The 20,709-nt window shown below is 73.7% G+C and carries 19 protein-coding genes; all 19 read right to left on the minus strand.

The window, feature by feature from the left end:
• Window position 1: 1 nt before the first annotated feature.
• Entirely contained in the window at window positions 2–421 is a 420-nt protein-coding gene (locus tag D7193_RS13770; protein WP_120779872.1) for a TraR/DksA family transcriptional regulator, read from the minus strand.
• A 225-nt stretch (window positions 422–646) separates the two neighbouring features.
• Complete coding sequence (locus D7193_RS13775) at window positions 647–2,146, minus strand: potassium/proton antiporter (RefSeq protein WP_120779873.1); 1,500 nt, start codon at window positions 2,144–2,146, stop codon at window positions 647–649.
• Between the two features lie 22 nt (window positions 2,147–2,168).
• Window positions 2,169–2,474 carry a DUF167 domain-containing protein gene (locus D7193_RS13780; protein WP_120780393.1) on the minus strand — a complete coding sequence of 102 codons (306 nt, stop codon included), beginning with the start codon at window positions 2,472–2,474 and terminating at the stop codon, window positions 2,169–2,171.
• A gap of 12 nt (window positions 2,475–2,486) precedes the next feature.
• On the minus strand, window positions 2,487–3,104 hold the full coding sequence (locus D7193_RS13785) for a hypothetical protein (RefSeq protein WP_120779874.1): 618 nt from the start codon (window positions 3,102–3,104) through the stop codon (window positions 2,487–2,489).
• A 74-nt stretch (window positions 3,105–3,178) separates the two neighbouring features.
• Entirely contained in the window at window positions 3,179–3,985 is an 807-nt protein-coding gene (locus D7193_RS13790) for a DivIVA domain-containing protein (RefSeq protein ID WP_120779875.1), read from the minus strand.
• A 44-nt stretch (window positions 3,986–4,029) separates the two neighbouring features.
• Window positions 4,030–4,335 carry a YggT family protein gene (locus D7193_RS13795; protein WP_120779876.1) on the minus strand — a complete coding sequence of 102 codons (306 nt, stop codon included), beginning with the start codon at window positions 4,333–4,335 and terminating at the stop codon, window positions 4,030–4,032.
• A gap of 26 nt (window positions 4,336–4,361) precedes the next feature.
• A complete protein-coding gene (locus D7193_RS13800; protein WP_120779877.1) occupies window positions 4,362–5,054 on the minus strand; it encodes a cell division protein SepF in 693 nt (230 codons plus the stop codon).
• 193 nt (window positions 5,055–5,247) lie between these two features.
• Entirely contained in the window at window positions 5,248–5,991 is a 744-nt protein-coding gene (locus tag D7193_RS13805; RefSeq protein WP_120779878.1) for a YggS family pyridoxal phosphate-dependent enzyme, read from the minus strand.
• A 9-nt stretch (window positions 5,992–6,000) separates the two neighbouring features.
• Window positions 6,001–7,116, minus strand: coding sequence for a cell division protein FtsZ (ftsZ, locus tag D7193_RS13810; RefSeq protein ID WP_120779879.1), 1,116 nt, complete (start codon window positions 7,114–7,116; stop codon window positions 6,001–6,003).
• Window positions 7,117–7,376: 260 nt separating this feature from the next.
• Complete coding sequence (locus D7193_RS13815) at window positions 7,377–8,195, minus strand: cell division protein FtsQ/DivIB (protein ID WP_120779880.1); 819 nt, start codon at window positions 8,193–8,195, stop codon at window positions 7,377–7,379.
• Window positions 8,192–9,718, minus strand: coding sequence for a UDP-N-acetylmuramate--L-alanine ligase (gene murC, locus D7193_RS13820; protein WP_120779881.1), 1,527 nt, complete (start codon window positions 9,716–9,718; stop codon window positions 8,192–8,194). Before murC ends, D7193_RS13815 begins: the two co-directional genes overlap by 4 nt.
• Window positions 9,715–10,821: an undecaprenyldiphospho-muramoylpentapeptide beta-N-acetylglucosaminyltransferase gene (gene murG, locus D7193_RS13825; RefSeq protein ID WP_120779882.1), complete on the minus strand. Its 1,107-nt coding sequence runs from the start codon at window positions 10,819–10,821 to the stop codon at window positions 9,715–9,717. The genes murC and murG overlap by 4 nt, the downstream gene beginning before the upstream one ends.
• The gene (locus D7193_RS13830; RefSeq protein WP_174242638.1) at window positions 10,821–12,248 is read right to left on the minus strand and encodes an FtsW/RodA/SpoVE family cell cycle protein; all 1,428 of its coding nucleotides are present in this window, start codon (window positions 12,246–12,248) and stop codon (window positions 10,821–10,823) included. The genes murG and D7193_RS13830 overlap by 1 nt, the downstream gene beginning before the upstream one ends.
• A 298-nt stretch (window positions 12,249–12,546) precedes the next feature.
• Entirely contained in the window at window positions 12,547–13,671 is a 1,125-nt protein-coding gene (gene mraY, locus D7193_RS13835) for a phospho-N-acetylmuramoyl-pentapeptide-transferase (RefSeq protein WP_120779883.1), read from the minus strand.
• Window positions 13,668–15,080 carry a UDP-N-acetylmuramoyl-tripeptide--D-alanyl-D-alanine ligase gene (locus tag D7193_RS13840; protein WP_120779884.1) on the minus strand — a complete coding sequence of 471 codons (1,413 nt, stop codon included), beginning with the start codon at window positions 15,078–15,080 and terminating at the stop codon, window positions 13,668–13,670. Before D7193_RS13840 ends, mraY begins: the two co-directional genes overlap by 4 nt.
• The gene (locus D7193_RS13845; protein WP_120779885.1) at window positions 15,077–16,642 is read right to left on the minus strand and encodes a UDP-N-acetylmuramoyl-L-alanyl-D-glutamate--2,6-diaminopimelate ligase; all 1,566 of its coding nucleotides are present in this window, start codon (window positions 16,640–16,642) and stop codon (window positions 15,077–15,079) included. Before D7193_RS13845 ends, D7193_RS13840 begins: the two co-directional genes overlap by 4 nt.
• 52 nt (window positions 16,643–16,694) lie before the next feature.
• Window positions 16,695–18,890 (minus strand): peptidoglycan D,D-transpeptidase FtsI family protein, encoded by a 2,196-nt coding sequence (locus D7193_RS13850; RefSeq protein WP_120779886.1) that lies wholly within the window; start codon window positions 18,888–18,890, stop codon window positions 16,695–16,697.
• Window positions 18,891–18,893: 3 nt separating this feature from the next.
• Window positions 18,894–19,499, minus strand: a complete 606-nt coding sequence (gene ftsL, locus D7193_RS13855) for a cell division protein FtsL (protein WP_120779887.1) — start codon at window positions 19,497–19,499, stop codon at window positions 18,894–18,896.
• Window positions 19,496–20,605: a 16S rRNA (cytosine(1402)-N(4))-methyltransferase RsmH gene (rsmH, locus tag D7193_RS13860; RefSeq protein ID WP_120779888.1), complete on the minus strand. Its 1,110-nt coding sequence runs from the start codon at window positions 20,603–20,605 to the stop codon at window positions 19,496–19,498. The genes ftsL and rsmH overlap by 4 nt, the downstream gene beginning before the upstream one ends.
• Window positions 20,606–20,709: the final 104 nt, after the last annotated feature.

Raw genomic sequence — 20,709 nt, forward strand, 5'->3', positions numbered from 1 at the left:
GTCAGCGCCGCTCCTCCAGCTGCTTGCACGTCACGCAGAGGGTGGCCGACGGGAAGGCGGCGAGCCGCTCCACCGGGATCGGGTTGCCGCACCGTTCGCACCAGCCGTAGCCGCCCTCGTCGAGGCGCTCGAGGGCACGCTCGACCTGCGTGATCCGTTCCAAAATGCTGTTGGCGAGGGAGATCTCCTGCTCCCGCTCGAACGTCTTGGTGCCGGTGTCGGCCTGGTCGTCCCCGGCCGAGTCGGTCAGCCGGTCGCGCTGCAGCTCGGTGATCTCGCTCAGCGTCTGATCGTACTCGGCGCGGAGCTCGTCGCGTCGGGCCGCCAGGGCCGCCCGGATCTTCTCGGTCTCCGCGGCGCTGCGGGTGGGCTTCGCCGCCGCCTTGCGGCCGGCGGTCCTGGTGTCGGCTGGCTTCGCCATCGTCGCTCCCTCGGCCACGGGACCGCGGCGGTCCGCGGCACCTGGACAGGGGCCGCCGACCTGGGCGTCCCCCACTTACGAAAAGGGGCGCGCGGCGACGACCGCCGCGCACTCCAGAGGTTGGCAAGAATACGGAACGTACAGGCGTCCGACAACGTGCCGCACCGACGTACCGCTATTCAGCCCCAAGTCCCACCTAACAGGGACAAAAGGAACGCTAGCAGATCAAGCGTCCCGATCATCGCCGTACTCGCCAAACCACCGGGCCAGCCGACCCCGCCGGCTGACCGCCCGCAGCCGCCGCTCCGCCTCGTCCCGCACCCCGCCGATCGCGACGATGAGAAGGCTGTCGCCGGTCTTCAGCCGGGTGTCCGGCCCCGGCACGAACCCCGCACCGTCGCGCAGCACGAGCGTCACCGAGGCACCCAGCGGCAGGCGCAGCTCGTCCACGTGCACCCCGGCGATCCGGGAGCCCGGCGGCACCTCGAGCTGGAGCAGATCGGCCCGCATCCGCTCCAGCGGCGCGGTCTCGACGTGGATCTCCGTGGCCTCCGCCGGCGCGGTCACCCCGAGCCGCCGGGCCACCGGCGCCAGCGTCGTGGTCTGGAGCAGGGTGAAGATCACCACCAGGACGAAGACCGCGTCGAACAGCCGCTCCGCGCCGGGCACCCGTTCCGACAGCGGGATGGTGGCCAGCACGATGGGCACCGCGCCGCGCAGCCCCGCCCACGACAGGAACGCCTGTTCGCGGAGACCGAGCGGGAACGGCAGCGCGGAGACCGCCACGGACAGCGGCCGCGCGGCCAGCACCAGCGCCAGCCCGGTCACCACCGCCGGCAGCACCGCCGCGTCCAGCCGCCCGGGCGACGCCAGCAGTCCCAGCAGGACGAACAGGCCGATCTGGGCGAGCCAGGCCAGCCCGTCGGCGAAGCCGAGGATCGCCTGCCGGTGCGGCAACCGGGCGTTGCCGAGCAGCACCCCCGCGACGTAGACGGCGAGGAAACCCGAGGCGTGCAGCACCGCGCCCGCGGCGTACGCCAGCACGGTGAACCCGACCACGCCGATCGGGTACAGCCCCGCCGACGGCAGGGCGCCGCGGCGCAGCGCCCACCGTCCGGCCAGGCCGGCGGCCACGCCGACCGCGGCGCCGGCGGCCAGCTCGTACGCGACCAGGCCGACCTCGTACCACCAGGGGTGCCCGGCGCTCTCCCGGGAGAGCAGCACCACGAGAAGCACCACCGGCGCGTCGTTCATGCCGGACTCGGCCTCGAGAGTGGCGACCAGCCGGGGTGGCAGGCGCAGCCGGCGCAGGGTGGCGAAGACGGCGGCCGCGTCGGTGGAGGACAGCACGGCGCCGTAGAGGAGCGCGAGCCGCCAGTCCAGCCCCAGCAGGAAGTGGACGGCGACGCCGACCACCACGATGCTGACCACCACGCCGACGGTGGAGAGCGCGGCGGAGAGCCCGAGCACGGGTCGCAGGGTGCTCCAGCGCGCGGTGAGCCCGCCCTCGGCGATGATCACGATGAGCGCGCAGAAGCCGAGCACCCGCGTGAGCTCGACGTCGTCGAAGCGGATGCCGAGCCCGGCCTCGCCGATGGCCACACCGAGGGCCAGGTAGACCAGGAGGCTCGGCACCCCGAGGCGGGTGGAGAGCCGGACGGCCCCGACCGCCACCAGCAGCACGGCCGCGCCCACCAGCAGGGCGTGGTCCAGCCCGGGCGTCACGGGCGCCCGGCCCCGGCGTTCCTCACTCGGCGGCTCCGTCGCGCAGCCGGCGCAGCACCGCGGGCAGCTCCGGGCCGGGACGCTCGATGAGGAAGAGTTTGTCGCGACTGGCGGCGCCCGCACGCAACGACACCGCGGATGGGCGTACGCCCAGCGCACCGGCGAGGGCGCGGCGGGCCGCCTCGGTCGCGCGACCGTCGACCGCCGGCGCGCTCACGGCGACGACCAGCGCGGGGCCGTGCGGACCGTCGAACCGGCCGCCCACCCGCGGCCGGGCGGCCCCGGGCTTCACCCGGACCGCCACCGTGACCGTGTCGTCCGTGGACACCACGACCCCGGGTCAGCTCGGCCGGCGGTCGGTGAGCAGGGCGGTCGCGGGCGCGCAGTGCGCGCACGGGCTGAAGCCCAGCTCGACCGCCTCGGCCACCGGCAGGGGCTCGTGCTCCCGCCCGACCAGGTGGGCACAGTCGGCGCGGTGGTAGCGGGGCCGGCCGTCGACCACCCGGACCTCGTCCGGAAGGCCGGCCACCAGCAGCGCCTCGGCGGGCGTCACCGGCTCCGCGTCCGGCTCGTCGTCGTACGCCTCCGCGGCCTCCCCCGAGGGGGACGGCTCGTCGTCGGCCGGCGGGGCGGGTGGTTGCCGCCACCCGCCGCCGGTGCCGACGGTCGGAGGAACGTGCTGGACCGGGATCTCCGGCTCGGCCAGCGGCGGCCCGTACGCGGCGCCCGGCGCGGCCGTCCCGGCCGCCGGGGTCGCCTCCGGCTCCCACTGCCCGGACCGGCCCGGAGCCGCCGCCGCCCGGTTCGCGGCCGCCTGGCGGGCACCCACGACCAACGCGACGGCGGCCAGCAGACTGGCCGCGATGGAGATGATCAGCATGAGGCTGGAGCCGCTGGCCAGACCGAGCACCAGCAGCACCAGGGCGACGAGGATGAGCAGGAGATTGGCGACTATCACGGCTCACCCCCGCCGCGTCGTACCGTCCAGGCGCGGTCGGCGACCGTCACCATCCGACGGCCGCCGACCGGAGATCAGCGACCGGCCTCGAGAGCGCCGGAACGACCGCCACCGTACGAGCCGGCGAGGCCCGCGGTGGCCAGCCCGTTGCCGCCGGCGACTCGGCCGCCCTCGGAACGGGTCATCTCGGCCTCCAGGCCCTGGCCACGGCCGTCGAGGTCACGCAGCTGGCTCTCCAGGTACGCCTTGAGGCGGGTGCGGTACTCGCGCTCGAACTGCTTGAGCTCCTCGATGTGCTTCTGCAGCGCGGTGCGCTTGGCGTCCAGGCCGCCCATGGCCTCCTGGTGCCGCTGGCGAGCGTCCCGCTCCAGCGCGTCGGCCTTCGCCCGCGCCTCGCGGGTGACCTCCTCGGCCTTCGACCGGGCCTCGGACAGCAGCTGGTCGGCCTCCCGGCGGGCGTCGGACACGTGGTCGTCGGCCGTCCGCTGGGCCATCATGAGCACCCGCAGCGCCTGCTGCTCGCCGTCGCCGGTGACGGCCGCGGCCGCGCCACCGGCGGCCCGAACCTGCTCCAGCTCCGCCTGCATGGCGCGAGCGGCCTGCTCGGCGGCGGCCTTGTCGCGCTGCACCCGGTCGAGCTGGGCCTTGACATCGTTGAGCTCCGCCGCGAGGCGGGCGTCACCGCCGGGGCCGGCGGGGGCGCCGCCACGGCCGCCGCGCTCCACCTGGGCGCGCAGCTCGTTGTTCTCCTCGATGAGACGGGCGAGCTCGCGCTCGACCTCGTCCAGGAAGGCGTCGACCTCCTCCTCGTCATACCCCCGCTTGCCGATCGGCGGCTTTTTGAAGGCGACGTTGTGGACGTCGGCCGGGGTCAGCGGCATCGAAACTCCTCGGGTCAGTTGCGGCCGCGATAGCGCGTCAGTCATCAGGCGGTCCTGATGATCGACTGCTTCAACACGAACTCCATCAGCACGAACAGGATAACCAGGAGCACAAGGGAGGCCAGGTCGATGCTCACGGTACCAATTCGCAGCGGAGGGATCACACGCCTCAACGCGTTGAGAGGGGGATCAGTGACGCTCCACACGGATTCCAGTCCTGCCGATGCGCCGCGACCCGGTTGCCAGCGGCGACCGTACTGAAGCACGGCGCTCAGGACAAATCGGGACAGAAGAAGGAGCAGGAAGACATAGAGGATCAGATACAGAACCTGAAGCACGATCGACAACACGCAGGACGTCCTCGGGTCGGGCGGGGTCAACTCAGACTGAAAAAGCCGCCCTCAGCGATCTTGGCCTTGTCCTCCGCGGTGACCTGGACATTGGCCGGTGAGAGCAGGAACACCCGATTGGTCACGCGCTCGATCGTACCGCGCAGCCCGAACGCCAGCCCGGCAGCGAAGTCGACCAGACGGCGGGCGTCCGCCTCGTCCATCTCGGTGAGGTTGATGATCACGGGCACTCCGTCGCGGAAGTGCTCGCCGATCGTCCGCGCCTCGCGGTAGGTGGTCGGGTGGAGCGTGGTGATCTGGTAGCGCTGCTCCTCGTCGGGGACGACCGCGCGCTCGCGCGGCGTCGCCTGCGGCGCCAGGGCCAGGTTGTCGCGCGTGTGGTAGGTCAGCGCGCCCGAGGTCTCGCCGGTCGAGCGCGTGATGGACCGGACGCTGGACCGCTCGGCCCGCTCCGGGCGCTCCGGCTCGGACCGGTCGGTCTCCGGGGCGCGGCTGCCCGCTCGATCGCCCAGCCGGCCGCGCTCACCCAGCCGCGGACGGGGCGCCGGCGGCTCCTCGGCGTCGTCCTCGTCGTCGTCGGCGAACTCCTCGGCGTACCGGCTCTGCCGGTAGCGCGAGTCACGGTAGCCACTCTTCTCGTAGCCACCGTCCTCGTAGGCCCGCTCGTCGTCCTCTTCGACCAGACCGAGCCAGACCCCCGCCTTGCGCAGTGCACCCATCCCGCGCCCTTCCATCCGCCGTGCGGCACACGCCCCCGTGCCGTGTCGCCTGTCGCGAGTGGACCTTTCTCTGCCCACTGGACCGGAGCGGCAATCCACTGGCACGCGATTCGCGTCGCGTGCCACGACCCCCGACAACGGGACGCCGCCCCTGAAAACAACACCGATGTAATTTGCTTCTTTCGCGGTCAGGCTACCGCAGCGTGGGGCGCATTCCGAGCAACGCGCTGCCGACGCGGACATGTGTCGCGCCGTACCGGATCGCTGTTTCCAGGTCACCGCTCATGCCGGCCGAGAGCGCGACCGCTCCCGGGTGGACCGTACGGAACCCGGCGGCCACCTCCGCCAGCCGCGCGAAGGCCCGTTCCGGTTCCCACCCGAGCGGCGCGACCGCCATCAGGCCGGCCAGCCGCAGGCCGGGCGCCCCGGCCACGGCCTCGGCCACCGGACCCAGTCCGACGTCCGGGTCGGCCGAGTCGGGCACCGCCCCACCACGGGCCGGGTCGCCGTCGATGCTCACCTGCACCAGCGCGGTCAGCGGTCGCTCCCGCCCGGCCGCCGCGGTGTCCAGCGCCCGGACCAGCCGGACGCTGTCCACCGACTGCACCACGTCGGCGTACCGGACCACCGAACGGGCCTTGTTGCGCTGCAACCGCCCGATGAAGTGCCAGCGCGGCGTCGCGCCGGCCGCCGCCACCTCGGCGGCCTTGCCGGCCGCCTCCTGGTCGCGGTTCTCCCCCACGTCGGTCACGCCGAGGTCGGCCAGCGCCAGCACGTCCGAGGCCGGATACGTCTTGGTCACCGCGATCATGGTGACCTCGGCGCGGTCCCGTCCCGCCGCCGCGCAGGCGTCCGCGATCCGGGCTCGGACCCGGGCGAGGCCGGCCGCGAGTTCGGCACGGCGGTCCGGCCGTACCGTGGTCGAGCTGTCGGTCATGGGCGGGACTCAGGACCCGTTCTTGAGGAAGTCGGGCACGTCGACGTCGTCGAACAGCACCCGGCGGGGCGACTGCTGCGGCGCCGGCATGGTCTGCGGCGGAGCGACCGGCGCGGTCTGGGGCGCCGGCTGGTTCTGGTTGGTCTTCCGCGCCGGCTCGGCCGCCTTGTAGGCCGGCGCCCCGCCGTCGAAGCCCGCCGCGATGACGGTCACCCGCACCTCGTCGCCGAGCGCGTCGTCGATGACCGCGCCGAAGATGATGTTCGCGTCCGGGTGGGCCGCGTCGGTGACCAGCTGCGCCGCGTCGTTGATCTCGAACAGCCCGAGGTCGGAGCCGCCGGCGATGGAGAGCAGCACCCCGCGGGCGCCGTCCATGCTCTGCTCCAGCAGCGGGCTGGAGATGGCCGCCTCGGCCGCCTCCACGGCGCGGTTCTCGCCGCGCGCGCTGCCGATGCCCATGAGCGCGCTGCCCGCGCCGCTCATGACGCTCTTCACGTCGGCGAAGTCCAGGTTGATCAGACCCGGCGTGGTGATGAGGTCGGTGATGCCCTGCACACCGGACAGGAGCACCTGGTCGGCGGTGCGGAAGGCGTCCATCATGCTGATGTTGCGGTCCCCCAGCGCCAGCAGCCGGTCGTTGGGGATGACGATCAGGGTGTCGCACTGGTTCCGCAGCTCGTCGATGCCGGCCTCGGCCTGCACCTGGCGGCGCTTGCCCTCGAACGAGAACGGCCGGGTCACCACACCGATGGTGAGCGCGCCGAGCTTGCGGGCGATGTTCGCCACGACGGGCGCCCCGCCGGTGCCGGTGCCGCCGCCCTCACCGCAGGTCACGAAGACCATGTCGGCGCCCTTGAGCACCTCCTCGATCTCGTCGCGGTGGTCCTCGGCGGCGTTCTTGCCGACGTCCGGGTTGGCGCCGGCGCCGAGCCCCCGGGTCAGCTCCCGGCCGACGTCGAGCTTGACGTCGGCATCACTCATCAGCAGCGCCTGCGCATCGGTGTTGATCGCGATGAACTCGACGCCCTTGAGCCCAACCTCGATCATGCGGTTGACGGCGTTCACGCCGCCGCCACCGATGCCGACGACCTTGATGACCGCCAGGTAGTTGTGCGGAGGTGTCATCTGAAGGTCCTTTCCCCCTCGAGATTGGCATGGGCCGGCCCCACACGGCTTGGCCAGGTCAGCGGTCGACGTCGGCAGTTCCTCGCGAGGATCAGGGATGAACCCTCACCCTCTACTAGAGGCTTACAGTTATGTCAACCACTGATCCTCTTCGGGGCAACGTAAGCGTCCCCGCCCCCTGAACCAAGGACCCACCCGGCGTGTCGCCGCCGGAGCGGAACGGCTCACGTCGAAACGCCCCGGTACGGGCCGGGCGTGGATCACCGGAACGTCACGACGTCCGGCGCGCTCACGTCGATCGTCTTGGCCTGCTGGTCGAGCAGCGCGGTCGCGACCCGCGCCTTGTCCGTGCTGCGGGAGGCGTCGCCCCACACGACCGTGCGCTCGCCGCGCAGCCGGACCTTGATCAGGGCCAGACTCTCCACTGTCACGTCCTGCAGCGCGCTCCGCAGCTCGGGGGTCAGCGCGCCGAGCACCTCCACGGCGGCCCGCGTGCCGGGGTCGTCCGCGCCCGGACGGGCGACCCGGACCAGCGGCAGGTCACCCGGGCGCCGATCCAGCGTCCGGAAGACCATCCCGCTGCCGTCGACCACCGCGAACCGGTCGCCCTGCGGTACGACCGCCACGGCGCTGCGCTCCACCACCCGCACCACGAGCGCGTCCGGCCAGTCCCGGCGCACCGTGGCCCGTTCGACCGGCGCCAGCGCGCCGACCCTCCGGGCCAGGTCGGCCAGGTCCACCTTGGCCAGCGGGATCCCGTCCGGCACCCCGGCCGCGTCCCGCACCTGCACCGGCGTGACCAGTTCCGCGCCCTCCACCCGCACCTCGCGTACGCCGAACAGGCCGGTGCCGAGCACGATCCAGGCCACCAGCCCGGCCAGCGCGAGGACCCCGGCCGCCACGGCCCACGGCAGCGCCGCGCGCATCCGGCGTCGCCGGGCCCGGCGCATGAACCGGCGGGTCGAGGCGGGCACCGCGTCGCTGCCGGCACGGACGAGCTGCCAGCGGCGGACGACCGGCCCGCGCCGGCCAGCCGTGTCCGCGCCGGTCGTCCGCCCGCGGGCGGGCCCGGGACTCATCCGGCCGCGGGCGCCGCGCCGTCCGGGGTCACGGCGCCGCCGCCGGTCGGGGCCCCGGGGACGGTGCCCTCTATGGCCACACCGCCGCCGGCCGTCGGGCCGCCCGCGGCGCGGGCCGACAGGGCCTCCAGCAACTGGTCGCCCATCAGCGAGATCGGCGGGGCGCCCATGGTCACCACGACGTCGCCGGGGCGGGCCCGCCGGGCCACCTCCGCCGGCGCCGCGTCCCAGGAGTCGACGAAGACCTTGTGCTCGGCGGGCAGCGGCACCGCCTCGACGAGCGCGGCCGAGCCCTCCCCGGGCTGGCGCAGCTCACCCGGCCCGAAGACCTCGAGCAGCACCAGCTCGTCCGCGATCCCGAGCGCCTCGGCGATCTCGGACTGGAGGTCGCGGGTGCGGTAGAGCCGGTACGGCTGGAAGACCACGATGAGTCGGCCGTCCCCGGCCACCTCGCGCAGCGTCCGCAGGGCCAGCGTCATCGACGTCGGGTGGTAGGCGTACTCGTCGTAGACCAGCACGTCGTCTGCCACGCCCTTGCGCTCGAAGCGCCGCCGCACGCCGGGGAACGCGGCCAGCGCTGCCTCCGCCGCGGGCAGCGGCAGCTCCAGCAGGTACGCGGCCAGCACGGCCGAGGCGCTGTTGAGCCCCATGTGCCGCCCCGGCACCGGCAGCCGGAACTCGCCCAGTGACGTCCCGTCGATCGCCGCGAGGTACCGCACACCCTGCGCCGACGAGACCATGTCGGTCAGCCGCAGGTCGGCGTCGGGGGACTCGCCGTACGTGTGCACCCGCCGGCCCTCGGCGCGCAGCGTCTCGGCCAGCCGGCGCCCGCCGGCGTCGTCGGCGCAGGTGATGATGAACCCGTCCGGGTCGGTCAGCCGCGCGAACTCCGCGAAGGTGGCCTCGAGGTTGGCCAGGTCGCCGTACGTGTTCAGGTGGTCGGCCTCGATGTTCGTGATGATCGAGACGTACGGGCGGTAGATGAGGAAGGACCGGTCGCTCTCGTCCGCCTCGACCACGAAGTACTCGCCCGTGCCGTGGTGCGCGCCCGAACCGACCTCGGAGATCTCCCCGCCGATCACGAAGGACGGATCGGTGCCGGCCTGCTGGAGCACCATGGTGATCATCGAGGTGGTGGTGGTCTTGCCATGGGTGCCGGCGACCGCGACCGTCCGGCGCCCGGTCATGGCCGCCGCCAGCGCCTCGGAGCGGTGCAGCACCCGCAGCCCGCGCCGGCGCGCCTCCACCATCTCCAGGTGGTCCTGCGGGATGGCCGAGGAGTAGACGACGGTGTCCACACCGTCGAGGTTGCTCGCCTCGTGGCTCATGTGGATCGTGCCGCCGAGCGCCCGAAGCCCGGCCAGGGACGGCCACTCCCGCAGCTCGCTGCCGGAGACCGGGACGCCCCGGGTCAGGAACAGCCGGGCCAGGCCGCTCATCCCGACCCCGCCCACGCCGATCAGGTGGACGGTGCCCAGGTCCTCGGCGGTGAGCGTGCCGGCGGGCGTGAACTGCGCGGTCATCGGGCCACCGCCTCGTAGACGAAGTTCAGCAGCGCGACGTCGCCGTCCCGCCGCCCGTACGCCGCCGCGGCCGCACCCATGGCGCCGAGCCGGTGCGGGTCGCGCACCAGCGGGATGACCGTGCGCTCCAGCCAGGCCGGGGTCATCTCGGCGTCGTCGACCAGCAGCCCGCCGCCGGCCTCCACCACGGGCAGCGCGTTGCGCTTCTGCTCCTGGTTGCTGTGCGGGTACGGCACGTAGATGGTGGGCATGCCGATGGCCGCCACCTCGGCGACGGTCATCGCGCCGCCGCGGGCGAGCATGAGGTCGGCAGCGGCGTAGCCCAGCTCCATCTCGGACAGGTAGGGCAGGGTCACGTACGGCACCGGCAGGTCGGTGGGGATCGGCACCGGCTCGTTGCGGGCGCCCATCACGTGCAGCACCTGCACGCCGTTGCGGGCCAGTTCCTTGGCGGCGCCGGAGACGGCGAGGTTGATCGAGCGGGCGCCCGACGAGCCGCCGGCGACGAAGAGCACCGGCAGGTCCGGGCGGAGCCCGAAGTGGGCCCGGGCGCGCTCGCGCAGCGCGGCCCGGTCGAGCCCGGCGATGCTGCGGCGCAGCGGCACACCGACCACCCGGGCGTCGCGCAGTGACTCGGCCTGCACCGGCTGGTGCGGGAAGCCGACCGCGACGTTCTTGGTGAACTTCATGCCGAGCCGGTTCGCGACGCCCGGCGGCACGTTGACCTCGTGGATCACGATGGGCAGCTCCCGGCGCCAGGCGGCGAGGTAGGCCGGCACCGAGACGTACCCGCCGAAGCCGATCACCACGTCGGCCTGGACCTCGTCGATCACCTTGCCCGCGGCGCGGGCCGCGGTCCACATCCGGCCGGGCGTGCGGACCAGGTTCATGTTGATCGAGCGGGGCAGCTGGTAGGCGGGGATCGTCCGCAGGTCGTAGCCCTGCGGCGGGATCAGCTCGTTCTCCATGCCCCGGGGTGTGCCCAGGCAGGTGATCCGGACGCCCGGGTCGTGTCGGCGCAGGCAGTCGGCGAAGGCCAGCAACGGGTAGATGTGCCCCCCGGTGCCACCTCCCGCGAGCACCACCGAACGCAGCGGACCCATCAGCGTCTCCTCTCGCTCGCCGTCCCGCTCCGCGCCCGGGCCTGCCGGGTGCCGCGGGGTGCGGCCTGGCCGTCCTCCCGCCGCTCCCGAGACCGGGGCACGGGCCCTCGGGCAGGCGGCGGCGACGCCGTCCGGCGACGCCGTCCGGGAAGCGGCGGCAACGGGGCCCAGAGTAGTCGGACCCACCGGGCCGGCGGACGGGCATGCAGGGCTCTGGCCGCATCGGGTTCGGCGCGGGCGAAGGAGGCCAGCATGCCGACCGCCGCGAGCGTGACGACCAGGGCGCTTCCGCCGTCGGAGATGAACGGGAGCGGGACGCCGGTCAGCGGCAGCAGCCCGACGACGCCGCCGACGTTGATGACGGCCTGGCCGACCAGCCAGGTGGTCACGGCCGCGGCGGCGAGCCGGCGGAACGGGTCGTCGACCCGCCGGGCGATCCGCAGCCCCGTGTAGGCGAGCACGGCGAACAGCGTGAGGACCACCGCGCACCCGACCACGCCGAGTTCCTCGGCCACGATGGCGAAGATGAAGTCGTTGTGCGCCTCGGGCAGCCAGTTCCACTTGAGGCTGCTCTTGCCCAGCCCGACGCCGAACCAGCCGCCGTGCTCGATGGCGAGCCGCCCCTGGTAGATCTGCCAGCAGGGATCACCGCACTCGTCGGGGGCCGGCGGGTTGAGGAAGTTGGTGAGCCGGGCCAGGCGGTAGTTCTCCGCGCCCTGCTCCCCGGACCCGGCGCCGAGCGAGGCGACCGCGACCAGCAGGCCGATCCCGAGCAGGCCGGCCAGCGAGAGCGCGCCGAAGACCCGCATCCGCACCCCGGCCGCCCAGAGCAGGCCGATCAGCAGCGCGAGCAGGCAGATCATGGTGCCCAGGTCGTTGAAGCCGACCAGCACGAAGAGCAGGCCGACCACCGGGAAGAGGGGGGTGGCCAGCTCCCGCCACCAGCCCAGCGCCGCGCCCTTGCGGGCGAGCACGTGCGCGCCCCAGAGCACCAGCGCGAACTTGGCCAGCTCCGCGGGCTGCAGCTGGACGCCGCCGAGGTAGAGCCAGTTCAGGTTCGCCTCGATCGGGCCGATCCGGGCCGAGTCCTCACCGGCCAGCCGTCCCCAGGCGACCAGCAGGTTGAGCACGAGCAGGAGCCCGACGGCGGTGAGCAGCAGGGGCCGGCCCAGCGAGCGGTACGTCGTGGCGGGCAGCCGCTGGCAGGCCCAGAAGGCGATCACCCCGATCACCGCGAACACGGCCTGCTTGGCCAGCGACGCGGAGGCGTTGCCGTCCTCGGCGTAGTCCTTCACGCTGGTCGCCGAGAAGACCATGGTGAGGCCGATGACCAGCAGCAGGCCGGCCGACGAGATCAGCAGGTAGTAGGAGGCCAGCGGGCGGTCCAGCAGGCCGCGCAGCGCGGCGAGGCCGCCGGCCGCGTCCAGGCCCCGCAGCGCCGTCGGTGGCGTGCCGGCCGCGTCGTCCGGGCCGCGCGCCGTCGCCGCCTCGGTGGTACGCCCACTGCCCGGCGTACGCCGGGACCTGGCGTCGGTGCCGCCCTCGGGTGCTCGTCCCTCCCCCACCCGGACATCATCGCGGCTGGACCGGTCGCCCACCCCCGCAACCGCTCCTTCGGCGTGTCGCCCCTCCCGTCCCCGCCGATCTTGCACTTCCGGCCCCGGAAACGCCCCCTTTCGGAGCTTTCGCCGGGGCAGAAAGCGCAAGATCGCGCAGGAGGACGGGTCAGGTCACGTTGGCCAGGAACTCGCTGTAGAACAGGCCCAGGGCGATGGCCACGCCGATGCCGGCGATGATCCAGAACCGGACCACGATGTTGACCTCGCTCCAGCCGGCGAGTTCGAAGTGGTGCTGCAACGGTGACATCCGGAAGACCCGCTTGCCGGTGGTCCGGAACGAGATGATCTGGATCACCACGGACATCGTGATGATCACGAACAGGCCGCCGATGATCGGCAGCAGCAGGATGGTCCGGGTCGACATCGCCATGCCGGCGATCAGCCCGCCCAGCCCCAGCGCGCCGGTGTCACCCATGAAGATCCGGGCCGGCGAGGTGTTCCACCACAGGAAGCCCACACAGGCGCCGGCCGCCGCGCCGGCGATCAGCGCGATCTCCAGCGGGTCCCGGACCGTGTAGCAGTACGCCTGCGTGTAGTCCGGGTCGGCGCACCAGTGCCGGTACTGCCAGAACGCGATCAGCGCGTACGCCGCGAGGACCATCACCGACGCGCCGGTGGCCAGGCCGTCGAGGCCGTCGGTGAGGTTCACCCCGTTCGTCGTCGCCATCACCACGAGGATGAACAGGATGACCGCGCCGATCTTCGTGAGGTCGAGCGCCGGGATGTCCCGGATGAAGCTGAGCGTCGTGCTGCCCACCGTCTCGGTGTTCGTCACCTTGCCGGCCGCGTCGGTCATCGTGCTGGGGAAGTACAGCGCCACGACCCCGAACACCGCTCCCACCAGGATCTGGCCGAGCAGCTTGCCACGCTTGTTGAGGCCCGCGCTGTTGCGCTTGCGCACCTTGAGGAAGTCGTCGATGAAGCCGACGGCCCCGGAGAACACCATGAGCCCCAGCAGCACCAGCGCCGTGATGGTCGGCTCGACCTGGGCGATCTGGAGGTCCGGCAGCGTGGTCAGGGCCAGGTGGCCGGCGACGTACGCGATGACCGTGGCCAGGATGAAGACCACGCCGCCCATCGTCGGCGTGCCCTTCTTGCCCTGGTGCATGGCCGGGCCCTCGGCCCGGATCGGCTGGCCGGCCTTGAGCCGCGTGAAAACCTTGATCGCGATCGGGGTGCAGAGGAGCGAGATCAGGAAAGCCACCCCGACGGCGACGATGACCGCCCTCACGCGGCGCCACCCCCGGTCGGCCCCGCACTTCCGGCGTCCGCGCGCAGCGCGTCGACCACGTCCCAGGTGCGGTACCGGGAGCCCTTGACCAGGACGACGTCGCCCGGCCGTAGCTCGCCCCGCAGCACCTCGACGGCCGCCGCCTGATCGGTGAGCACCACCGATTCTCCTCCCCAGTTACCTACCGCTGTCGCGCCCTCGTGGATCGGCGCGGCCGGCTCGCCCACCACGAGCAGCCGGTCGATGCCCAGCTCGGCCGCGAGCCGGCCGACCTCGGCGTGCCCGTCGCGCTCGTACGGGCCCAGCTCCGCCATGTAGCCGAGCACCGCCACCGTACGTCGGCCCCGACCGATGCTCGCCAGCGCCCGGAGCGCGGCCGACATCGAGGCCGGGTTGGCGTTGTACGAGTCGTCGATGACCGTGACCCCGTCGGGACGGTCGAACACGTCCATCCGCCGGGTCGACACGAGCCCCAGCTCGCCCAGCGCCTGTGCCAGCTCGGCCAGCGGCATGCCCAGCTCGCGGGCGACCGCCGCCGCGGCGAGCGTGTTGGAGACCTGGTGGCGGCCCGTCAGCCCGAGGCGCACCGGCGCGCGCCCCTCCGGCGTCACGAGGGTGTACGAGGCGCGGCCCCGGTCGTCGAGGACGACGTCCTCGGCCCGCACGTCGGCGTCGGACGCCTCGCCGTAGCGGACCACCCGGGCGTTCGTGCGCGAGGCCATCGCGTCCACGAGGTTGTCGTCGGCGTTGAGCACCGCCAGGCCGTCGACCGGCAGCGCCTCGACCAGCTCGCCCTTGGCCAGGGCGATGTTCTCCCGCGAGCCGAACTCGCCGATGTGGGACGTCCCGACGTTGAGCACCACGGAGATCCGCGGTGGCACCAGCTCGCACAGGTAGCGCACGTGGCCGATCCCCCGGGCGCCCTTCTCCATCACCAGGTAGCGGGTGTCCGGCCCGGCCTTCAACGCCGTGTACGGGTGCCCCAGCTCGTTGTTGAACGACCCCGGGGGCGCGACCGTGGCGCCGAGCCGGGCCGTGAGCTGGGCGATGAGGTCCTTGGTGGTGGTCTTGCCGGACGAGCCGGTCAGGCCGATGACGGTGAGGTCGGGCAGCCGGTCTACGACCGCGCGGGCCAGGCGGCCCATCGCGTCGCGCGCGTCGTCGACGAGCACCATCGGCACGCCGGACACCTCCCGGGTGCCGAGCACGGCCACCGCTCCGGCCTCGACGGTCCCGGCCGCGTAGTCGTGGCCGTCGACCTTCTCGCCCGGGAAGGCGACGAAGAGCCCGCCCGGGGTGACCTTCCGCGAGTCGAACTCGACGGGCCCGGTGACCCGGGCCTGCGGGTCGGCGGCCACGAGCCGCCCGCCGACGGCGGCGGCCACCTCGGCCAGCGTCAGCGGGATCACCGGCGACCCGCCAGGTCCCCGAAGCGGGCGCGCAGGGCGTCGGCCAGTTCGGTGTGGTCGTCGAACGGGAGCACCTGGCCGCCCACCTCCTGGCCACGCTCGTGGCCCTTGCCGAGCAGCGCGATCACGTCGCCCGGCTCGGCCAGTCGTACCGCCTCGTCGATGGCCGCCCGTCGGCCGGCCACCTCCTCGATCCGTGCCGCCGCGCCGGCCTGCCGCGCCCCGGCCAGCACCTCGGCGCGGATCGTGCCCGGATCCTCCGTACGCGGGTTGTCGTCGGTCACCAGCACCACGTCGGCCCCCTCCGCGGCGGCGGCGCCCATCACCGGCCGCTTGCCCCGGTCCCGGTCGCCGCCGGCACCGATCACGCAGATCAGCCGGCCGGCGCTGAGCTCCCGCAACGCGGCCAGCGCAGCCACGATCGCGTCCGGCTTGTGCGCGTAGTCGACCACCCCGCGCACCGGCGCGTCCGCAGGGGTGACCAGTTCCAGCCGGCCCGGCACGCCGCCGCAGGCCGCCACGCCGGCGATCGCGGTGCCCGGGTCCACCCCGACGGCCACCAGCGCGGCGATGGCCAGCAGCGCGTTGGCCACGTTGTGCCGCCCGGGCAGTGCCACGCTGCCCGGCAGGATGAGCCCGCCCGGGCCGTGCACGGTGAACCGCTGGGCGTAGCCCTCGCCGCCGATCCCGTCGGCCCACCAACTGGCGGCCGGGTCGCCGGCCGCCGAGTAGCTCACGGTGGCCGGCTTGAACAGCGGCCGCAGCGCCGGATCGTCGTGGTTGAGCACCTCCACGGCGCAGCGCCCGTCGAACAGCTGCGCCTTGGCGGCGAAGTACTCGGCCGAGTCCGCGTGGAAGTCCAGGTGGTCGGACCCGAAGTTCGTGTAGCCGCCGACGGTGAACCGCACGCCGCCGACCCGCCCCATGGCGAGCGCGTGGCTGGACACCTCCATCACCACGGCGGTGACCCCGCGCTCCCGTGCGGCGGCGAGCATGGCGTGCAGGTCGGTCGCCTCGGGAGTGGTCCGGACGCTGTCGATCACCAGGTCGCCCAGGCGGGTTTCGACCGTGCCGATCAGCCCGGTGGCGTGTCCGGCGGCGCGCAGCCCCGACTCGATCAGGTAGGCGGTCGAGGTCTTGCCGGCCGTGCCGGTCACCCCGATCACGGTCAGCCCGGCCGTCGGATCGCCATAGACCGCGGCGGCCAGCGTGCCGAGCACCGCGCGGGGGTCGGCCACCACGATCGCGGGCAGGCCGGCGGCGGCCACCGCGGGCGCGCCCGCCGCGTCGGTGAGGGCGGCCACGGCGCCGGCCTCGGCCGCGGCGGCCGCGAACTCCGCGCCGTGCCGGCGGGCGCCGGGCAACGCGGCGTACAGGTCGCCGGGGCGGACCTCCTGGCTGGCGTGTGTGATGCCGGTCACCAGCACCTCGCCGGCGTCGACAGGCGGCGGGCCCGCCAGCCGGGCGGCGAGGTCGCCGAGCCGAACACCGATGACGGTACGGGGGCGAGGATTGCCGGACACGGCGTCAGACCCTACCCGGTCGTCCGGCGCCGGCCGCACAGCCGCCCCGGTGGTTCGTCCGCACTCACCGATGATGTCCCGCCGTGCCTGCTCAGCGCGGATAGACGACGAACTTGGGCGGCTTACCGGCCGATGGCGGCACCTTGTAGTGACGCAGGGTGAACTGCATGATCTCCTTGAACGCCGTGTTGGCGATCGCGGCGCCGCCGCCGTCGGGCGCGTACGCGAAGACCGCCACCACGTACCGGGGCTTCTCCGCCGGTGCCATGCCGATGAAGGAGTTCACCTCGCCGGGCTGCTTCCGGCCGTCCTCCAGCCGCCACCCGGTGCCGGTCTTGCCGGCCACCCGGAACCCGGGCACCGCGGCCGTCACACCGGTCGCCCCGTCGACGGTCGTGACGGCCTCCAGCAGGGTACGCAGCGCGGCGGCGTTCTGCGGGCTCAGCACCGAGCGGGTGACCGGGGCCGGCGCGAGCGTCCGCTTGCCGTCCGGCCCGATCACCTCCTTGATGAGGTGCGGCTGCACGTACGTCCCGTCGTTGGCGATCGCGGCGTACGCGGCGGCCATCTGCAGCGGGGTGGCGTCCACGCTGTGCCCGATCGGCACCGAACCGTGCGAGGAGTCGCTCCACTCGTCGACGGGCAGCAGCCGGCCGTCGGCCTCACCGAGCATGCCCTCCCCGGTCGGCTGGCCGAGGCCGAACCGGCGCTGGTAGTCGATGAGACGGTCGGGGCCCAGCCGGTCGGCGATCGTGATCGTGCCGACGTTCGACGAGTACGCGAGCATCCCGGCCAGGCTCATCTTCTTACCGTTCGCCGGGTGGGTGTCGGAGAACCAGGTGTCACCCTTCTTGATGCTGTTCGCGATCGGCAGGGTGGTGTCCGGCGTGATCACCCCCTCCTGGAGCGCCGCGCCGAACGTGATCGCCTTGTGGATCGAGCCCGGGTCGACCACGAAGCTGGTGGCCGCGTCCTCCCGCGCGACCGGGTCGCTCGGCAGGGGTTGCGCGGCGTTGTAGGTGGGGTTGCTGGCCTGCGACAGCACCTCCCCGGTGGCGGTGTCGATCACGATGGCCGCCCCGGTGCCCCCCTTGGCCTGCGCCATGTGCCGGCTCAGGAAGACCTGCGTCCAGTACTGCAGGTCGCGGTCGAGGGTGAGCTTCAGCGAGCTTCCCGGCTTGGGCTGGGTGGTCGAGCTGTAGCCGCCCGGGATGGGCGCGGCCAGGTCGCCGAGGCCGGCCTCGTAGACCCGCTTGCCGTCCTGCCCGCGCAGGACGTCGTCGTAGGCTGCCTCGAGCCCTTCCAGCCCGGCCATGTCCTGGCTCGTGAAGCCGATGAGATTGGCGGCCAGGTCGTCGCCCGGCACCTCGCGGCGCTCGTCGCGGTGCACGCCGATACCGGGCAGCTCCAGCGCGAGCACCTGCTTGGCCCGGGAGATCTCCACCCCCCGGGCCAGGTACTCGAAGCGCGACGGGTTGCCGTTCTCCAGCTTCCGCGGCTGCATCAGCGTGACCAGCTTCGACACGGAGATGCCCAGCAGCGGCGAGAGGGCCCTCGCGGTGGCCGCCGGGTCCTTGATCATCGTCGGGTCGGCGTAGACGTACCGGGCCTCGACGCTGTGCGCGAGCGGTTTGCCGTCCCGGTCGACGATGGCGCCGCGCGGCGCCGGCAGGTCGACCGTCCGCGTCCGGTCGGCGACGCCGCCACCGGCGTACGCCGGGGTGTCCACCGCCTGGAGGACGACCAGCCGGATGCCGATGGTCGCGAAGATCGCCAGGGTGAGCACGGTGCCCAGGCGCAGGCGCAGCCGCGGGTCGGCGAGTTTCGGTGGCCGGGGCGGCTTGCGGACCGGCCGGCGGGCGGCGGACCGGTCCGGCCGGCGCGGGCTGCGCGGGACGGTCCGGCGTCGCGGTGCCGGCGGCTCGTCCGCCGGGGCACGCGGAACGCGTGGCTGCACGGTCCGGACCACGCCCGACCGGCCGGCGGCCGGCGCGTCCCGGCGGGCGGCGCGGGCCGCGCCCGCGCGCCCGCCGTCGAGCACCTGCAGCGCGGGCCGGAACGGGTCACCCGAGCGGGTGCTGCGCGGCGTACGCCGCTGCTCGGCGCCCGCCCCGGCACGCGCCGTCCCGCCCTGCTCCTCGCGGATCGTCCGCCCGCGCGGGGTGTACGCGCGGGCGCCGGAGATCCCCCCGACGCCCGACTCGCCGCCCCGGCCCGCGGTGTCCCGCGACGAACCGCGCCGGGCGCCCGTGGCGTCCCGGCGCGGCTCGTCCGACCTCGGCGGCACGGATCAGCGTCCCGCGCCCTGCTGGCTGGTCACCGACGGCGCGCCGGTGGCCGGCTGCGGAACACCGATGGTCTGGCCGTCGGGCAGCCGGATGTACCCCGGCTCGCCCGACTCGACCAGGCCGAGCTTGCGTGCCTCGGCGGCGAGGTTGCCCGGCGCCTCGGCGTCGGCGATCTGCTTGTTCAGCTGCTGCTCCTCCAGGTCCAGCTTGGCCTGCTGCTGCTCGAGCTTCTCCAGCCGGAACGCGTTCTCGTTGATCTTGGTATTGACCAGCAGGATGCCGAGCACCCCGCCGACCACGAGCACCACGATCAGCGCCGCGAACGGCGCCCGCGGCACCTTCACCGGCGGCGGCGGAGCCACCCGCAGCCGCGGCGGGCGCGCCCCGGTGGTGGCCGGCCGCTCGGCCGGCCGCAGCGCGGCGCTGCCCTGGACCGGGAACTCACGCGCCCCCCGCGCGCGGGTCTCCCCCTGCCGGTTCACCCGGTCCATGCGTGCCGTACCGTTCCCGACGCGGTCGGCCCGCTCCGCCGCGGTCCGGCCCCCCGACCGCGGTGCGCGCTGCCCGACGCCGGCGAAGTCCCGGCGGTCGCGCCTGTCAACGTTCATGTCCCCTCCCCCTCTACGTCCGTCCCACTGCCGTCCCCCGGCGCCCGACGCCGATCCCCCACGGATCGCGTGGACCCCGTTCCCGGTTGGTGCATCGCCTTGACCCGGCGGCGGGACCGTTCGCGGTCGGTCCGCCCCTGCCGTTCGGCATCCGGGTCGATGCGCTCCGCGGCCCGCAGCCGCACGGAGGCGGCGCGCGGGTTCGCGGCGACCTCGAGCTCCCCGGGCAGCTCGGCGCCCCGGCTGAGCAGCCGGAACGTCGGACCGGTACCGGGCAGCTCGACCGGGAGGTCGATCGGGCCCGTACTACGGACCCGATCGGCGAGCGCCGCCTTGGTGAGCCGGTCCTCCAGCGAGTGGTAGGACAGGACCACCATGCGGCCGCCCACGTTGAGCTTGTCGAGCGCGGCCGGCAACGCTGTCTCCAGCGCGGCCAGTTCCCTGTTTACCTCGATCCGTAAAGCCTGAAACGTTCTCTTTGCCGGGTGTCCACCGGTTCGTCGGGCTGGTGCCGGAATGGACTCCCGGACCAGCTCGGCCAGGCGCGCCGACGACGTGATCGGTGCCCGTTCCCGCTCGCGGAGGATCGCCGAGGCGATCCGCCCCGCGAACTTCTCCTCGCCGTACACCCGCAGCACCCGGGCCAGCTCCGGGTGGCTGTAGGTGTTGACCACCTCCTCGGCGGTCATCCCCCGGGTCTGGTCCATCCGCATGTCGAGCGGCGCGTCCTGCGCGTAGGCGAACCCGCGGTCGGGCGCGTCCAGTTGCAGCGACGAGACGCCCAGGTCGAACAGGACCCCGTCGACCCCCGGGTAGCCCAGCCGTTCGAGCACGTCGGGCAGCTCGTCGTAGACCGCGTGCTCAAGATGGATCCGGTCGGCGAAACGGGCCAGCCGGACGCGCGCGTGCGCGAGCGCCTCGGTGTCCCGGTCGAGCCCGACCAGCACCGTCTGCGGGTGCGCCTCGAGCACCGCCTCGGCGTGCCCGCCCAGGCCCAGCGTCGCGTCGACGTGCACCGTACGGTCGCCCCGGCCCAGCGCGGGGGCCAGCAGCTCGAGACAGCGCTCGAGCAGCACCGGCACGTGCGTGCCGCGTAGCTCCCCCATGTCGACCCCCACCGCTGGTTACCGTTCTTCCGTCTCGTGCGCCCCGTGCCGGCCCGGCGCCTGCCGCCGTACCGCCAGATCCCCATCCGCTCCCGCCCGTCGCG

Origin of the sequence: Micromonospora costi (assembly GCF_003626655.1) — a bacterium.
In the GTDB taxonomy this organism is placed as follows: domain Bacteria; phylum Actinomycetota; class Actinomycetes; order Mycobacteriales; family Micromonosporaceae; genus Micromonospora; species Micromonospora costi.

Excerpts from the sequence above, each read along its gene's own strand:
- D7193_RS13770 (WP_120779872.1), bottom strand. The coding sequence starts at position 421 with ATGGCGAAGCCAGCCGACACCAGGACCGCCGGCCGCAAGGCGGCGGCG.
- D7193_RS13790 (WP_120779875.1), bottom strand. The coding sequence starts at position 3,985 with ATGCCGCTGACCCCGGCCGACGTCCACAACGTCGCCTTCAAAAAGCCG.
- D7193_RS13800 (WP_120779877.1), bottom strand. The coding sequence starts at position 5,054 with ATGGGTGCACTGCGCAAGGCGGGGGTCTGGCTCGGTCTGGTCGAAGAG.
- D7193_RS13805 (WP_120779878.1), bottom strand. The coding sequence starts at position 5,991 with ATGACCGACAGCTCGACCACGGTACGGCCGGACCGCCGTGCCGAACTC.
- ftsZ (WP_120779879.1), bottom strand. The coding sequence starts at position 7,116 with ATGACACCTCCGCACAACTACCTGGCGGTCATCAAGGTCGTCGGCATC.
- D7193_RS13815 (WP_120779880.1), bottom strand. The coding sequence starts at position 8,195 with ATGAGTCCCGGGCCCGCCCGCGGGCGGACGACCGGCGCGGACACGGCT.
- murC (WP_120779881.1), bottom strand. The coding sequence starts at position 9,718 with ATGACCGCGCAGTTCACGCCCGCCGGCACGCTCACCGCCGAGGACCTG.
- murG (WP_120779882.1), bottom strand. The coding sequence starts at position 10,821 with ATGGGTCCGCTGCGTTCGGTGGTGCTCGCGGGAGGTGGCACCGGGGGG.
- ftsL (WP_120779887.1), bottom strand. The coding sequence starts at position 19,499 with ATGAACGTTGACAGGCGCGACCGCCGGGACTTCGCCGGCGTCGGGCAG.
- rsmH (WP_120779888.1), bottom strand. The coding sequence starts at position 20,605 with ATGGGGGAGCTACGCGGCACGCACGTGCCGGTGCTGCTCGAGCGCTGT.